This is a genomic window from Thermococcus sp. P6 (assembly GCF_002214525.1).
Lineage (GTDB): Archaea > Methanobacteriota_B > Thermococci > Thermococcales > Thermococcaceae > Thermococcus.
The window spans coordinates 675,333-690,187 of record NZ_CP015104.1; the positions used below are offsets into that span (position 1 = coordinate 675,333).

The 14,855-nt window shown below is 58.2% G+C and carries 12 protein-coding genes and 1 rRNA gene; 4 read left to right on the forward strand and 9 right to left on the reverse strand.

Annotated elements, in window-relative coordinates; translation table 11 throughout:
• The first annotated feature begins 14 nt into the window (after window positions 1-14).
• Entirely contained in the window at window positions 15-923 is a 909-nt protein-coding gene (locus tag A3L12_RS03660; RefSeq protein ID WP_088882357.1) for a glycosyltransferase 4 family protein, read from the forward strand.
• Here the strand turns inward: A3L12_RS03660 and cas6 are convergent.
• Window positions 880-1,629 (reverse strand): CRISPR-associated endoribonuclease Cas6, encoded by a 750-nt coding sequence (gene cas6 / locus A3L12_RS03665; protein ID WP_088882358.1) that lies wholly within the window; start codon window positions 1,627-1,629, stop codon window positions 880-882. The two genes, A3L12_RS03660 and cas6, sit on opposite strands and share 44 nt — an antisense overlap.
• 198 nt (window positions 1,630-1,827) lie before the next feature.
• Between cas6 and A3L12_RS03670 the strand changes: the two genes are divergently transcribed.
• From A3L12_RS03670 to A3L12_RS03680, 3 genes are all read left to right on the forward strand, one after another.
• The gene (locus A3L12_RS03670) at window positions 1,828-3,024 is read left to right on the forward strand and encodes a proteasome-activating nucleotidase (RefSeq protein ID WP_088882359.1); all 1,197 of its coding nucleotides are present in this window, start codon (window positions 1,828-1,830) and stop codon (window positions 3,022-3,024) included.
• A gap of 109 nt (window positions 3,025-3,133) precedes the next feature.
• Window positions 3,134-4,072 carry a serine/threonine-protein kinase RIO2 gene (locus A3L12_RS03675; RefSeq protein WP_088882360.1) on the forward strand — a complete coding sequence of 313 codons (939 nt, stop codon included), beginning with the start codon at window positions 3,134-3,136 and terminating at the stop codon, window positions 4,070-4,072.
• On the forward strand, window positions 4,059-4,538 hold the full coding sequence (locus tag A3L12_RS03680) for a M48 family metallopeptidase (protein ID WP_088882361.1): 480 nt from the start codon (window positions 4,059-4,061) through the stop codon (window positions 4,536-4,538). Before A3L12_RS03675 ends, A3L12_RS03680 begins: the two co-directional genes overlap by 14 nt.
• Here the strand turns inward: A3L12_RS03680 and A3L12_RS03685 are convergent.
• The 8 genes from A3L12_RS03685 to A3L12_RS03720 all read right to left on the reverse strand — a co-directional run bounded on the left by A3L12_RS03685 (window position 4,507) and on the right by A3L12_RS03720 (window position 14,767).
• On the reverse strand, window positions 4,507-5,466 hold the full coding sequence (locus A3L12_RS03685; protein ID WP_088882362.1) for a radical SAM protein: 960 nt from the start codon (window positions 5,464-5,466) through the stop codon (window positions 4,507-4,509). The two genes, A3L12_RS03680 and A3L12_RS03685, sit on opposite strands and share 32 nt — an antisense overlap.
• On the reverse strand, window positions 5,456-6,637 hold the full coding sequence (locus A3L12_RS03690; RefSeq protein WP_088882363.1) for an MFS transporter: 1,182 nt from the start codon (window positions 6,635-6,637) through the stop codon (window positions 5,456-5,458). The genes A3L12_RS03685 and A3L12_RS03690 overlap by 11 nt, the downstream gene beginning before the upstream one ends.
• A 3-nt stretch (window positions 6,638-6,640) precedes the next feature.
• Window positions 6,641-7,561, reverse strand: a complete 921-nt coding sequence (locus A3L12_RS03695; protein WP_088882364.1) for an isoaspartyl peptidase/L-asparaginase family protein — start codon at window positions 7,559-7,561, stop codon at window positions 6,641-6,643.
• 123 nt (window positions 7,562-7,684) lie between these two features.
• Window positions 7,685-8,599, reverse strand: coding sequence for a phosphate uptake regulator PhoU (locus A3L12_RS03700; protein WP_088882365.1), 915 nt, complete (start codon window positions 8,597-8,599; stop codon window positions 7,685-7,687).
• Between the two features lie 81 nt (window positions 8,600-8,680).
• Window positions 8,681-9,265 carry an indolepyruvate oxidoreductase subunit beta gene (locus A3L12_RS03705; RefSeq protein ID WP_088882366.1) on the reverse strand — a complete coding sequence of 195 codons (585 nt, stop codon included), beginning with the start codon at window positions 9,263-9,265 and terminating at the stop codon, window positions 8,681-8,683.
• Window positions 9,266-9,381: 116 nt separating this feature from the next.
• On the reverse strand, window positions 9,382-10,962 hold the full coding sequence (lysS, locus tag A3L12_RS03710) for a lysine--tRNA ligase (RefSeq protein WP_088882367.1): 1,581 nt from the start codon (window positions 10,960-10,962) through the stop codon (window positions 9,382-9,384).
• 115 nt (window positions 10,963-11,077) lie between these two features.
• A complete protein-coding gene (locus A3L12_RS03715; RefSeq protein WP_088882368.1) occupies window positions 11,078-11,641 on the reverse strand; it encodes a DUF366 family protein in 564 nt (187 codons plus the stop codon).
• 100 nt (window positions 11,642-11,741) lie between these two features.
• Window positions 11,742-14,767 (reverse strand): 23S ribosomal RNA (locus A3L12_RS03720).
• Window positions 14,768-14,855: the final 88 nt, after the last annotated feature.

The window sequence follows — 14,855 nt, forward strand, 5'->3', positions numbered from 1 at the left end:
TCCGGTGTTCGGATATGATAACGGTTGCACCGCTTATAGGTTTAACCCTCGGTCTCCTGCTCACCCCCTACGTGGCCGGAAGGATGAGGAGGGCTGGAATCACGGGAAGGGACATCCATAAGAAGGATCTCCCCCAAGTACCCGAAATGGGGGGAGTGGCGATTCTCATAGCCCTCCCGCTGGCTCTCGCACCCTTCCTCGGGAAGTCCGGCCCGGAGGTTCTCACGGTTTTTCTGCTCTTCGGGATCGTTGGGATACTCGATGACCTCACCGGTCTGAGACAGTCCCACAAGGTCCTCCTCTCCCTGATGGTGTCCCTTCCGGTGGCCTTCTTTGACGTCTCCCCCTCGCTGGACTTCTTTGGCCACACCTTAAAGCTGGGCCTCCTTTATCCCCTCTTCGCAGTGCTCTTCGTCACCGGTTCCGCCAACCTCGTCAACATGCTCGCCGGCTTCAACGGGCTTGAGATCGGAACGTCGGCGATAATCCTCGGTATCCTTGGGGCCTTAACGGAGGGGGAGGCCAGAATCATGGCCCTGACGGGAATGGGGGTGGCCCTCGGCTTCCTCTGGTGGAACCGCTATCCGGCGAGGGTCTTTCCGGGCGATACCGGAACCCTCGGGATGGGTGCTCTCATAGGACTGGTGGGGATAACCGGAAAGGTCGAGGTCTACACGGCCGTCCTCCTCCTGCCGCATTTCCTCGACTTCCTCGTAAAGGCATGGGGCGTTCGATTTGGCGTCAGAAGGTACGGGAGGACGGTCCTTCTCCCCGATGGAAGGCTTCAGGCCCCGCCCTACCCGAGCTTTCTGGGCTTTATAATGAGAAGAATCAGGGTCACGGAACCTCAGCTGGTGGCCGTTGTCTGGACGATAGAACTCAGCCTTGGCCTCCTCCTTCTGGCCCTTCATCTATTAACTTGACCATTCCAAAACCGTAGCGTGTTTTCTCCCCAAAACCGTTCTCGTACCCAAAACGGGCTATCTCCCGGGAGCCGTGATAACGGAATATCATGAGGGAACCGCGGTAGTAGCCCTCCCTGATCATGATCCTGACGGGCTTGAACTTGATAACGTCGATTGAGAAGTCCCTGTCCTCGGGCATGGAGCCGTTTATGGCAGAATACCTCCTCAGCATCACCTTGCGGAGCTTGTCGAAGAAGGCATCGTCGTCCGGGTAGAGGTCCCAGACCTTCATCCGATCCCTGACGAGCTTAACCGTCCTCACCACCACCGGACTGAGCGTTGAGAAGAGCGCCCCATCCTTTATGGGAGGTTCCTTGAGGATCTTAACGTCCTCGGCCATGAAGGAACTATCGCCCAGCCGTAGAGCTGGAGCCTGTATGAAGCCCTCAACAATCGCCTTCATCAGCTCGGCCGATGAGGAGGAAACGTAGAGGGAAACCTCGTCGGAGAGGACCTTTATTCCCCTGTCGGGAATCAGCTGGCGCTCCCGGACCATGACCCTTGAGAAGGTGAAGTAATCAACGTTACTCACCTCGACCTGATGGGCGAGCTCGGGGGAGACGATCGCCATCTTCTCGAGTATCTGTGTGTAAACGTCGTAGTTGTAATTGAAAGGGAGAACCGTGCCCTCTTCCAGAGGCCTGAATTTTAACTGAACCCTCATTATAACCCACCCCTCTGCAACAGGGTGCTATTAACACCCAAAGTTAATAAGGATTTCGCAGATGAATCAACCACGTTGACTTAACACCAAAGGACGAATCGGAAGATATCAAAAGGTATATAAGTGGGGGGAGAGAAAATATAGTAGGTAGAGTTAAAAGGCCCTTCTTCATAGTTTAAAGCGGGAGAGGTGAGGATTATGGGTGTCGAAGACTTTGATGTTGAAAGACCGAACGAGTACGATGATTACGTCACTTACCTGAAAAGGCGCATAAGGCAGCTTGAACTACAGGTGAGAACGCTTGAGGCCGATAAGGAGAGGCTTGAGAAGGAACTCTCCCGCCTCAGGATGGAGATGTCCAGACTGAGGCAGCCGCCGGCCTTCGCCGGAACCCTCATAGAACTCCTCGATGAGGACAGGGCGATAGTTCAGAACCACAACGGGCCGAGGTTCGTGGTAAGGATAGCGCCGTGGATAGAGAGGGAAAACCTGAAACCCGGAGCGAGGGTGGCCCTCGACCAGAGGACGATGGCGGTGGTGGAACTCCTTCCGAACGAAAAGGACCCGAGTGTCCTCGGCTTCGAGGTCATCGAAAGACCCGAGATCAGCTACAAGGACATCGGAGGCCTCGAAGAACAGCTTCGGGAGTTAAGGGAAGCGATAGAACTGCCCCTGAAACACCCAGAGCTCTTCGAGAAGGTTGGGATCGAACCGCCCAAGGGGGTTCTCCTCTACGGGCCACCCGGATGCGGGAAGACCCTCATGGCAAAGGCCCTGGCACACGAGGTTGAAGGCACGTTCATAAGGGTCGTTGGCAGCGAGCTGGTGAGGAAGTTCATCGGCGAGGGTGCCCGTCTGGTTCACGAGCTTTTTGAACTCGCCAAGGAGAAGGCACCTACGATAGTCTTCATCGACGAGATAGACGCCATAGGCGCCAAAAGGATGGACGAGACAACCGGCGGCGAGAGGGAGGTCAATAGAACGCTCATGCAACTTCTGGCCGAGATGGACGGCTTCGACCCGAGGGGCAACGTGAAGATCATAGCGGCAACCAACAGGCCGGACATCCTCGATCCGGCTCTACTCAGGCCCGGAAGGTTCGACAGGATAATAGAGGTTCCGCTCCCGGACTTCCGCGGAAGGCTGGAGATACTCAAAGTCCACACGAGGAAGATGAACCTCCGGAACGTTGACCTGAACGCCATAGCGGAGATGACGGAGGGAGCGAGCGGGGCCGATCTAAAGGCCATAGTGACGGAGGCAGGGATGTTCGCCATAAGGAACAGGCGGGAAGAGATAACCCACGAGGATTTCCTGAAGGCCGTGGAGAAGGTGCTCGGGAGTGAGCAGAAGCTCGCCCAGAAGATGGCCCTTCACGAGGTCATGTACGGCTGATTTTCTTCCCCACCTTTTCTTCCACCGGATCATCAGCATGAAGGCGTCCGGCCAAACCAATGGGCTATGTTTATAAATCCCCGTTGAAGATGAACCCGGGAGGCGGGTAATGGTAAGCAAGCTGCTGGCACTCGAGGCGTATCCCGAGCTGAAGGATCTCGATTTCAGGATACTCAGGGGAGTAGAGCTGAACATGAAACACCACAGGTGGGTTCCACTGGAGGACGTGGCGAGGTTCGCGAGGGTTGACGTTGAAACGGCTTCCTTCAGACTGGGCAAACTGGACGAGCTGTCCCTCGTCAGGAGGAGGAGCGATATCGGCTACATCGGCTACCAGCTAACGATCCACGGCTACGATGCGCTCGCAATAAGGGCGCTGGCCAGAAAGGGGATCATAGCTTCCATAGGCACGACCCAGATTGGGGTGGGAAAGGACGCCGACGTTTACCCGGGAGTAACCCCGACCGGCGAAAGGGTGGCTGTGAAGTTCAACAGGATAGGCGGAAGGGTGGCCTCGAGGAAAGCCGGCTACCACGGGGACGTTTTCAACGACAAGCATCACACGAGCTGGCTCTACGTTTCCAGATTGATAGCCAAAAAGGAGTACGACGCCCTCGTGTTGCTAAGCCCGATCGTTAGAGTCCCGAGGCCGATAGCGTGGAACAGGCACGTTCTGGTGATGGAGTTCATAGAGGGAACCGAACTGTCGGAGCTCCGCGAGGGTGAGCTCTCCACGAGAGAGGCTGGGAAGATACTCGAGGAGGTCCTGAAGGATTACCTCAAGGCGGTCCGCTTCGGCATAGTTCACTCGGATATGAGCGAGTTCAACATCGTCCTGACGGGGGAGGGCGATATCCTTATAATAGACTGGGCCCAGTACACTTCAACGATCGATCCCGAAAGCTACGATCTCCTCAGGAGGGACGTAACCGTTCTGCTGAACGCCTTCAGGAGAAGATGGGGCGTGGAAAAGAGGTTTGAAGAGGTGTGGCCGGAGTTTGAGAGGGCATGGCTCGAGAGCAGGGGTGAGAAACATGATGAAACGTGAGGAGATGGAGGAGATCATGGGGCTCTTCCGGGAGGCCCTGACGGCCGAGAACGCGGGTAACTTAAGCGAGGCAAAGAGGAAGCTTGACAGGATAATGGAGCTGAGCCGGGAGAGAGAACCCGTGATTTACTTCGAGGCCTGTTTCAGGCTCGCTGAAATATTCCTTCAGGAGGAGAACTACAGGGGAGCCGTTAAGTGCGCCATCAGGGGTATCCACAGCGCCCCGAATGAAGAGTTCTACAGAATAGGCGTAAAGAGGCTCGGAGACATTCTTTTCATAATGAAAAGGGAAGGACGGCTAAAGGACCTCTCGGAGGGCATGGAGGTAACCCTGAAGCTTGTGGAGGACGAGGAGGAACTCCACCGCTTCGTGCTGACGCTCCTGAAGATGGCAGGGGGAGAAGAGGTCGCGGAGGAGTTCAATCTAAAGGAGTTCAATGAGATCCTCGAGAGCCTAAGAGGGTAGAGAGAACCTCCATAACGTACCCCCTTCCCGGGCTCCTGGGGAAGTTGTAGGGCTCTTTTGATGGCCTCTCATTGTAGTAAGGCCTGTTGCACCCCGGACAGCCATAGGTGGCGAAAGTTCCGGGGGGGATCAGGGGGGCGAGTTCTTCAACGCCCATCCCGAACCCAACGAGGTCGTCGCCCTCGAACTCGAAGTCATCGGGAGAGAATCCCTCCCTTATGAGATGATGGGCCACCTGAATCCTCCTGTACCGGAGAACATCAGGTGGTTTTCTATTTTCAAGGCGGGTTCCCTTCACGGGCGTGAAGGCGAAGAGGGAAACCTCAGCGCCCGTAGAATAGGCCCTCCAGATTGTTTCCACCGCTTCCCTGTCCGTCTCCCCGAGGCCGATTATGAGGTGGACGAAGGCCCTGCCCTCCCCAAAAACCTCAACGACGTCCCGGGTGAAGCGCCACATGTCCTCCCACGAGTAGAGGGAGTCCTTAATGAGCGGATAGAGACGCTCGCTGGCAACGTCCAGACCCACCCCTATGTAGTCAACGTTCCTCGATTTAAACTCCTCGAGGATACGACGTTCCACGGGGGTTATCGAAAGGGACACCGGAATTCCCAGCGGCTGGAAGGCCTCGAGGAGCTCGAAAACGTCATCCACGAGCCCGGGATAATCCACGGTCTGAAGGCATATCCTCGCGAACCTGCCCGAGGGAAGGGCCTCCACAACTTCATCCACCTCAAAGGAGGGCCACGTTACCCTCGAGAGCCTCCTCAGATCGGCCCGGCTTTCCCTCGCCTGCGGACAGAAGGCGCAGTTGTTCCTGCAGCGACCGTTGTGGTGGGTCATCAGGTACGCCGTGGTGGGTTTGACCATCATCCGGCCCCTTACGAGCCCCATGGCTATCGCCGTTCCGTAAGAAACCCTAACCTTCATCCTCCCTGCCTCCGATTGCAAGGGGGGCGTGGATGATTATAAGCGATACGATCGCTATGAAGGGTAAGAGTGGAAAGACCCCGGAGTAGCCTCTAAGATCGGCGACGTAGCCAAGGGATATCTGTCCCCCGAGCATTCCGAGATCGAAGAACATCGTGTAGACGCTCGAACCCATGGTTCTAACCCGGGCAGGGAGGTTGCCCAGTGCCATCAGCTGCATTGCGGGAACCGCGAGGCCGAACCCGGCACCCACGAGGGCCGCGCTGAGGTAGGAGTAAGGAGGAAGCTCCTCAAAGAGAAGGGAAACGTAACCGGCTATGACGAGCAACATGCCAATCCTTATCACCGGGATCGGGCCCATCCTGTCGGCACCCCTACCGCCAAAGAGCCTCATAACGAAGCTCGCCGCACCCACGACCATCATGTAGAAACCGAAGACCCGCTGGGGCATTCCGAGCACCTTGTAGAGCGCCGGCAGATAGGTCACTACTCCCGCGTAGGAGAAGGAGAAGAAGAAAAGGGACAGGGACGCCGCCACGAAGGTGACCCTCAAAAGACCCGAGTAGTCCCTTTCGGTACCCATGTGGGTTTCCTTCCTGCCAGCGTTCTTGAATTCCATCCATACGGGAAGAATCAAAAGACCGCCAGCGAGGGAAAAGAGGATGGTGAAGGAGAAGGTTCCGGTAAAGCCAAGGACGTCTGAAAGGTATCCCCCGAGGGCCGGGCCGATTATGTTGCCCAGCGAGAACATCATGCCACGCCATCCGAGTGTTTCACCGACGCGGCCTTCAGGAGCCAGATCAACAGCTGTAGCAAGGCTTGAGGGAAAGAACACTCCCATGGAGAAGCCGTGAATAACCCTACCGAACCCGAACAGAGGCAGATTTCCGAGGAATGCAGAGGCCACGTAAAGGGCACCGGCCAGTATTCCGAGGACGTTGCCCAGAATCATGGCCTGAATCCGGTAGCCCCTGTCCCCCATGAGGCCCCCGATGGGCTTCGAGAAGAGCGATACCACCGAGGCGGCACCGGCGATCAGGCCGACGAGGAAGGGACCTGCCCCCAGGGTTATCGCAAAGGGAGAGATTATGGGGTTGACTAGGCTTATCCCGAGGAAGAAGAAGAGGGTTGAGAGGTTCAGGAGCCAGATGTCCCTGAAGGAACTTCCGATGGCTCAAACCCCCGCTACGGGTTCCTTCATGCCCTCCTTCATGAAGGCGTGGCTCATGTGCTTCGTGTTCTTTGCAAAACCGACGTTACCCCTGTGATCAACCATGATGATGCCCATGGTGTCCCTTCCGAAATACCGGGTCGCGAGGCTTATGGCAGCTTCACTGGCCGCCTGAGCATCCATCCCGAGTCTTACGAAATCTGTGGCGCTTTTCGCCAGAACGAGCCTCATGGCGACCTCTCCAAGACCCGTGCAGGAGGCCCCGGCCACCTCGTTGGCGTAGGTTCCGCCGCCGATCATCGGCGTATCGCCCACCCTGCCGAAGACCTTGAGGAACACGCCACCGGTGGAGGTTCCCGCGACCACCTCCTCCCCATCGAAGGCCACGGCACCAACGGTGCTCCTGAGGACCTCGGGGTAGCGCTTAACCAGATCGTTGAGCTTCTTCCAGTGCTTAACCTCTCCCTTTTCGAGCAGCTTTTTCCTGAGCTCCTCCCACTGCCTCCGCCTCTCCTCGGTTACGGGATCGTACTCTTCGAAGCCCATGATCCTCGCGAACCTCACCGCCCCTTCACCGCTGAGCAGGACGTGATCGGTTTCCTCCATCACCTTTCTCGCAACGCTTATCGGGTTTTTGACCCCCTGTATACCTGCAACGGCGCCAGCTTCCAGCGTTCTCCCGCGCATTATGGCCGCGTCCATCTCGACCCTGCCGTCAAGGGTCAGAACGCTTCCGGTGCCCGCGTTGAAGAGGGGATTGTCCTCCAGAACCTTAACAGCCTCCTCCACGGCATCGAGGGCCGAACCGTTCCCGAGCTCCTTCCAGCCAGCAAGAACGGCCTCCCTGACGCCCTCGATTACCTTCGGAATGCGCTCATCCTTCTTTATTGTGCCCGCACCACCGTGAACTATTATCGCCCGCATGGAACCACCGTTGTTCAAAAAAATCAAAAGGTTAAAAACATTATGGAAACGAGAAGATGGTAAGCTTATTCAATGGGGCCATTCTGTTCTGACGAATGTGACAACATTCGTTCTATTCGGTGGTTATCCAACTGCCATATTTATTATGGTCTCCCCTATGTTCTCGAGGTACTCCAGTATCCTGCGGTAGCTCTCAAGGGCTATGGACCGGCGGTAGTCTATGGAGTCTATCTCCCTCCTGAGCTCGAGCATGAGGTTGTCTATCCTGCTCAGGTCCCTTTCCTCGATCTGCGCTATCATCTGGTCGAATTTCTCCCTCAGATGGGGCACGTTAACCTCCTCGGGGTTCTCGGCGATTCTCATTACGTGGTCCCCTATGCGCTCGATGTTCCTTACTATGAAGAGTATGCCGAGCAGATCAAAGGTCCTCCTGATTATGCCGCTCCCCTCGGTGACCTCCCTCTTGTTGAGGAGCCTGTTTACCGCCCGGATGATGAGGAAGTAAAACCTGTCCAGCTCGTTTTCCAGATCGTTTATGTCCCTCAGTATCTCCCTCTCCCCCGGTGAGCTCACGAGCAGCTCGAGGTCGCCGAACATCGAGAGAACCAGAGAGCGAATCCTGTTGAGGATCTCGGCAAGGTTGATCTCGTCCTCATCGAGGAGGCTCTTCGCGACGATGCGCTGGGGTTCATCGAGTATTATCTCAACGCCGGGGAGACTCTGGAGGATCTTTCGCATTTTGACCTTGTAAACGGGCATCTCGTCCTTGAGCCGGATCTCCAGAACGTCGTAACCCTGAATATAAGCAGAAATCACGAGCCTCACCGCCATTTCCGGGGAGTACTCACCGGAGACCTCGAGGACTTTCTTCTCACTCGCCTCCCTAAACTCCCTCGGGAATACCGTTAGGCTACCGTCAGGGTTGAGGAGGAGGGGAACGCTATCGCCCTGTTTGAGACCGTGCTCCTTCACCCACTTCTTCGGGAGTGAGATTATGTAGGAACTCCTACCCGTGAACTGAATCTTCCGGAACTCCATAGATGCCACCGTCGATATATAGAGTCCGGGAGTTATAAAAGGTTTTAGGTTCGATCTTCCTGAAGTAGGGCGGTGAAGGCATCAGTCCCCTGCGAGCTCGATGCCCCTCTCGAGGGCCCTGAAGTTAACCTCCCAGAGCCTTTCCCTGAGCGTGAGCCTTATTCCCTCCATCAGGGACTCCTTCCTCAGTGGAATGAGGCCCTTACCGTGGGCGTAGCCGAGCATCAGTACGCCGAGGGTTCTGGGGTTTATTCCATCGGCCTCCCGCTGGAAGTCCAGCACCTGCACGGGGCATATTCGCTTTAGGGCCCTTCTTATCTCGTCGAGCTCCGGATACGTCTCCTTCCCCACGAGGGTCGTTGCCGTGTGAACCGGATAGGCGTTGACCACAGCCACGCTGTCCTTTCCAAGGAAGCGGGCGTTTCTCAGGGCCTCGGCGGGTTCAAGGGCTATCATCAGGTTGGCCTTCCCCTCCTCGATGAGGGGCGAATAAACCGCCTCCCCGAAACGAAGGTAGCTGAGAACACTCCCGTAACGCTGGCTCATACCGAGGGTCTCGCCTATCCTGACGTTGTAGCCCTCGTGCATGGCGGCGTTCCCGACTATCCTCGAGAGGGTTAAACCACCCTGTCCGCCAACACCCGTGATTATCAGGTTGAACTCCACGAGCACCACCGGGGGAGCTTGGAACGGGGACCTAAAAACCTGCTGGCAAAGAAAATTCAGTGAATTCTTTGAAATACCGAAAGATAAGCCGAAAAGGGAGGAAGAGGCTGAAAGGTTCAACCCTCCATGCGGAGGCGCTTTACGACGAACCCCCTGTCGATGGAAGCCAGGAAGGGTGCGAGCCTCGGTCCGCGGTCCCTCCCAATGAAAACCCTGTAAAGAACCCTAAACCACTCCCTGCTCTGGATCCCGCGTTCCTTTGCAATGGAATAGAGGACGTTGTTCAGCTCCTCGACCGTGAAGTTCCGGTGGTTCTCAAACCACCCCGCCAGCTCCAGCATGGCCTCCCTTACCTTCTCCCCAAGTTCCAATTCGGGGGGGTTATCCAGCAGGGTGAACTTCACGTTGTCCGGGGCGTACTTCTCGACCCAGTTTCTGGCGAGCTTTATCCGGAGGTTTGTTCTCTCAAGGTCTTCCTCCTCGAGGTTCTCCGGCAGGTGTCCCTGCTCCTGAAGGACGCGGATTATGCCCTCATCGTCAAGGTGGGGCATCTGGACGAGTGTAACCAGAAACCTGAAGGGGGCCTGTGCCCTCAGCCTCTTCGGGACCCGGGGCATCGAGAGTTCGTAGGTTCTGCGGAGTTCCTTCTCCTCCTCGGGGTTACCCGGACTTTCCAGCCCGAAGTAGATCCTCTCAACCCTGTCGAACTCGTCGTAAAGGTTGAGAAGACCGAGGCCCAGATCCAACCTGAGCTCCTTGTTCGGCCTCGACCGGGCGTAGATGAAGCGTATTATCCCCGGCTCAAGGACCTCGTAGAGGTCGCTCAGGAGTATGACGTTGCCCTTACTTCCGGACATCTTGCCCCTCTGCCCCTTGATACCCACGAACTCGTACATCAGAGTCAGAGGCGCCAGCCGGCCGAAGACCTTCTCCACTATCTCCTTTCCGGTATCGTAGGAACCGCCCGCTGCCAGATGGTCCTTCCCCGCCGGCTCGAAGTCCACCCTGAAGTGGCTCCAGCGCATCGGCCAGTCAACCCTCCACCTGAGCTTCACGTTGCCCTCCCTTATGTCCGTCTCGCCCTCGCTTCCACAGTGGGGGCAGCGGTAGGAAACCTTCCATTCACCGTCCCACGAGACGAACTCAGCCTCCTTCCGGCATTTCGGGCAGTACACCATAACCGGCTGCCAGTTCTCATCGAGGGGCGGTTGCTTTGCCCTCTCACGATAACCGTCGAGTATGGCCTTTATGACGTCGCGCTTCTGGAGGGCCAGCCTCACCTCCTCCGCGTACTCACCCGACCTGTAGAGCTCGTAGGCGTGGAGGAAATCCACCTCTATCTCGAGCCTCCGGACTTCCTCCTCGAAGAGGGCCATAAAATGTTCGGCGTAGCTGTCGTGACAGCCCCACGGATCCGGGACCTCTCTGACGGGCTTTGTGAGGTGCTCCCTCCACTCCGGGGGAACGTTCTTCGGAACCTTTCGGAAGCGGTCGTAATCGTCCCACATGTGTATGTGCCTCACCCTCTTTCCCCTATCCCTCAGGGCGTGGCCGACTATGTAAGCGGTAAAGAACTCCCGGAAGTTCCCTATGTGAACGTAACCGCTCGGGGTTATTCCACTCTCAACGACGTACTCCTCCTTATCGCCGTGCTCCCTGATGATCTTCTCCGCCATGTAATCCGCCCAGTGAACCATTTTCACCACCGGGCATACCTGATTCCGAAGGCTTTTAAGCTTAAGCTTTCAGACGGCCGTCAGCGATGGAATCAAGGATAAGGGGAGTCACCGTCCAAGAAGAAAGGGCTTCAGTCTACCGGGCCCACCGAACCTTGAGGCTGTCCTTCCTCACCTTCTCGAACTCCCCGACGAGGGCCCTCCCGGTTTTCTCCATGAACCCCTTTACATCATCTATCCCTATCTCCCTCAGGCCTATGGCGGAGACTCCCTCCGGAACGCCCTTTGCTTCCACGTTTATCCCGATGTGGATCTTGACGCTTACCGGAGAAACCGTCGCTATTGATACGCTGAGCTTCCTGCCGTTGACGTAGATATCATCGCCCCTGCGGGTGGTCCTCACGCCGTACTCCCCGAGAACCTCACAGAGTTTTGCGATGAAGAGCTTCTGCAGGGTAGAGGCGAAGAGCGCGTTTACCAGATCAAAGACCTCAACGATGTAGTGAACCATGTCGTCGCTTTTTATCTCCCTGCCGGCGCGGAGGTCCTCGATGTCGACCATCTCCTCGATCTTAACGTCGCACTTTCCCCTGAAGACGACGAGCGAATCGCCCAGAACTCCGAATTTCCGGTAGGCCCAGTGACTCCCTATGGCGGAACCGTCGTAGTCAACACGTTCCTCAAGGATGAGCAGTTCCATAAGCATCCCCCGGAGATCCTCAAAAGGCATGAACAGAAACGTAATGAGGTTGGACCGTGCACAGGCCGATTGACCTGTCAAATGCCCAGCCCCCCTTTCAGAGGCAGAAACCTCGGGCTGTTGGGAGCGGCAGACTGAACGGGTCGGTTTCCCTTCCCGCTTACATCCCCGCCCCATCAAACGGGTCTTCTTCCCGAGCCCTCGTCCCAGGCAAAGGACCGGTCGCCCGACCCCCTGCGCCTGGGAGTGGCCGCCTATTTTCGGGGACCGCTTCGGCCTTAGATGCTTTCAGGCCTTATCGGACGCGGCGTAGCTGCCCGGCTGTGCCCTGTAGGACAACCGGTAGACCAGAGGCCGCGGCTCCCTGTTCCTCTCGTACTGGGGGAGCCTTCCCCTCAGGCGGCCAGCACCTCCGGTAGATAGCATCCGACCTGTCTCACGACGGTCTAAACCCAGCTCACGTTCCCCTTTAATGGGTGAACACCCCCACCCTTGGCCCCTGCTGCAGGGCCAGGATGGGAAGAGCCGACAGCGAGGTAGCAAGCCTCGGGGTCGATATGGGCTCTCGCCCGAGACGACTCTGTTATCCCCAGGGTAGCTTTTCTGTCATCCCTGGCCCCCACCGGGGAGGCACAGGGGTTCGCTAGGCCACGCTTTCGCGGCTGGACCCGCCTCTGTTACGGGTCCAGTCAGGCCGGCTTTTGCCCTTGCACTCTACGGCGGATTCCTGACCCGCCTGAGCCGACCTTAGGGCACCCTCGATACCTTTTCGAGGGTGTGCCGCCCCAGCCAAACTGCCCACCTACCGCTGTCCCCGCTTTTGCGGGTTAGCCGTACAGCAGAGGATGGGCGGTGTCTCATGGGCGGCTCCACCCGCCCCGGAGGGCGGGCTTCGACGCCTCCCGCCTACGCTGCGCATCCCCCGCCGTACGGCAACGGCAGGCTGCAGTAAAGCTCCATGGGGTCTTCGCTTCCCACCGGAGGTCCCAGGCATATGCGCCTGGCAGTGGTTTCGCCGGGCCCCAGCCGGGGACAGTGGGGACCTCGTTACGCCATTCATGCAGGTCGGCATTTAACCGACAAGGAATTTCGCTACCTTAAGAGGGTTATAGTTACCCCCGCCGTTTACCGGTGCTTCACCCGGTTGGACCCGGGCTTCACATACCGGCACTGGGCAGGCGTCGGCCCCAGTACAAACCCTTTCGGGCTAGCTGGGACCTGTGTTTTTACTAAACAGTCGGGCCCCCCTGGTCACTGCGACCTGCGGTTTACTCAACCGCAGGCACCCCTTCTCCCGAAGTTACGGGGCCAATTTGCCGAGTTCCCTCGGCTGGGTTTCCCCCGACACGCCTTAGGCTTCTCACCCAGGGGCACCGGTGTCGGTTCTCGGTACGGTCGCGGTGGATCGTTCCCGGAGGGCTTTTCACGGGCCCCGGAGATCGACGGAACCCCCCTTACGGGAGGCCATTCGCGCTTTCATCCGGTTCTCGCCATTACGGCACTCCCCGGACTTATACGCTTAGCCGGCCTTGTGGACCGGTCCGCCTACCCCGAGGCGTCACCCTCCGGGCTTGCGTTGCCGCACCTACCACCGCGGTACGGGAATATAAACCCGTTTCCCTTTCGCCAGCGCCGAGTTACGGGCTGGCTTAGGACCGACTAACCCACGGCTGACGAACATTGCCGTGGAACCCTGGCCCCTTCGGCGGCCGGGATTCTCACCCGGCTATGCTGCTACTCCCGGCAGGATCCACAATACCGACGGGTCCACCCGAGCTCACGCCCGGGCTTCCGCCCCATCGGCACGCCCGCCTACCCGATCACGGAGCAACCACTCCGTGCGCCGGGGTCTCGGCAGCCGGCTTGAGCCCCGTCCATTTTCGGGGCCCCTGACCTCGACGGGTGAGCTGTTACGCACTCTTTAAAGGATGGCTGCTTCTAAGCCTACCTCCCCGCTGTCTAAGGCCAGGGACACCCTTTGGAGTAACACTTAGCCGGCATTTAGGGGCCTTAACCCCGGTCTGGGTTGTTCCCCTCTCGGTTGACGGCTTACACCGCCACCCTACTCCGGCCATCTACGGCGGCAGTGGGTTCGGAGTTTGACAGGGAGCCGGGGGATTTCTCCCCCTAAACCCCCAATCAGTGCTCTACCCCACCGCCTACCTCCGGCCGGGCTATCCTGAGGGATAATTCGGCGGGAACCAGCTATCGCCGACCTCGATTGGCCTTTCACCCCTAGCCCGAGGTCACGGGAGCGAATTGCACGTCAGCACCCCTAACGGGCCTCCATCCCTCTGTTGAGGGACTTCACCCTGCCCCGGGCTAGATCGGCCGGCTTCGGGTCTCATCCGAGCGACTCCGGGCGCTTTCACACCCCGTCCCTCGCAGACGCTGCGGACCTGTCGGTTTCCCTGCGGCTTCGGGGTTTACCCCCTTAACCTCGCCGCTCGGATGAACTCCCTGCCCCGTGATCCAAGACGGACGGTGCAACCCCGGTCGCCTCCCCTCGTACTCACCCGTCGCCGGGATTTCCTTCGGGGAGGGTCAACCCTTTCGGGCCGCACCCACCTATCACCGCCTGGTTTCAGGCTCTTTTCACCCCCCGCCAGGGGTGCTTTTCAGCTTTCCCTCACGGTACTAGTTCGCTATCGGTCTCGGGACGTATTTAGGGTTGGGAGCCGATGCCTCCCAGCTTCCCGCCGGATATCCAACCGACGGTACTCAGGAACCCTGCAGGAGCCTGAGGGCTTACGCCTACGGGGCTTTCACCCTCTACGGCACCGCGTTCCAGCGGACTTCGGCTTCACCCTCGAGGCTCCGGCGCAGGGCCCTGCAACACCACATCCCCTCCGGGTTTCCCCGAAGGGTTCAGTTTGCCCTGTGCCGCTTTCGGTCGCCCCTACTCACGGCATCGCTTTTGCTTTCTTTTCCTGCGGGTACTAAGATGTTTCAATTCCCCGCGTTCCCCCTCCCGACTGGGAGTGCGGCAAAGCCGCAGGAGGTCCCATTCGGGAATCCCCGGTTCGACGGCTGCCTGCGCCTCGCCGGGGCTTATCGCAGCTTGCCACGCCCTTCGTCGGCGCCCCGAGCCGAGCCATCCACCAGGCGGCTTAGGTTTTCTGCCCCCTACTCAGGGGGCTGGGCATTTTTTGGGTCAATCGGCCTGTGCACGGTCCTCATCGTGACCCCTGTTCGGGGCCTAGGACCCTTCCAC

Bases quoted from the DNA above. Each gene is read 5' to 3' on its own strand.
- A3L12_RS03660 (WP_088882357.1), top strand. From the start codon at position 15: ATGATAACGGTTGCACCGCTTATAGGTTTAACCCTCGGTCTCCTGCTC.
- cas6 (WP_088882358.1), bottom strand. From the start codon at position 1,629: ATGAGGGTTCAGTTAAAATTCAGGCCTCTGGAAGAGGGCACGGTTCTC.
- A3L12_RS03670 (WP_088882359.1), top strand. From the start codon at position 1,828: ATGGGTGTCGAAGACTTTGATGTTGAAAGACCGAACGAGTACGATGAT.
- A3L12_RS03675 (WP_088882360.1), top strand. From the start codon at position 3,134: ATGGTAAGCAAGCTGCTGGCACTCGAGGCGTATCCCGAGCTGAAGGAT.
- A3L12_RS03680 (WP_088882361.1), top strand. From the start codon at position 4,059: ATGATGAAACGTGAGGAGATGGAGGAGATCATGGGGCTCTTCCGGGAG.
- A3L12_RS03685 (WP_088882362.1), bottom strand. From the start codon at position 5,466: ATGAAGGTTAGGGTTTCTTACGGAACGGCGATAGCCATGGGGCTCGTA.
- A3L12_RS03695 (WP_088882364.1), bottom strand. From the start codon at position 7,561: ATGCGGGCGATAATAGTTCACGGTGGTGCGGGCACAATAAAGAAGGAT.
- A3L12_RS03700 (WP_088882365.1), bottom strand. From the start codon at position 8,599: ATGGAGTTCCGGAAGATTCAGTTCACGGGTAGGAGTTCCTACATAATC.
- lysS (WP_088882367.1), bottom strand. From the start codon at position 10,962: ATGGTTCACTGGGCGGATTACATGGCGGAGAAGATCATCAGGGAGCAC.
- A3L12_RS03715 (WP_088882368.1), bottom strand. From the start codon at position 11,641: ATGGAACTGCTCATCCTTGAGGAACGTGTTGACTACGACGGTTCCGCC.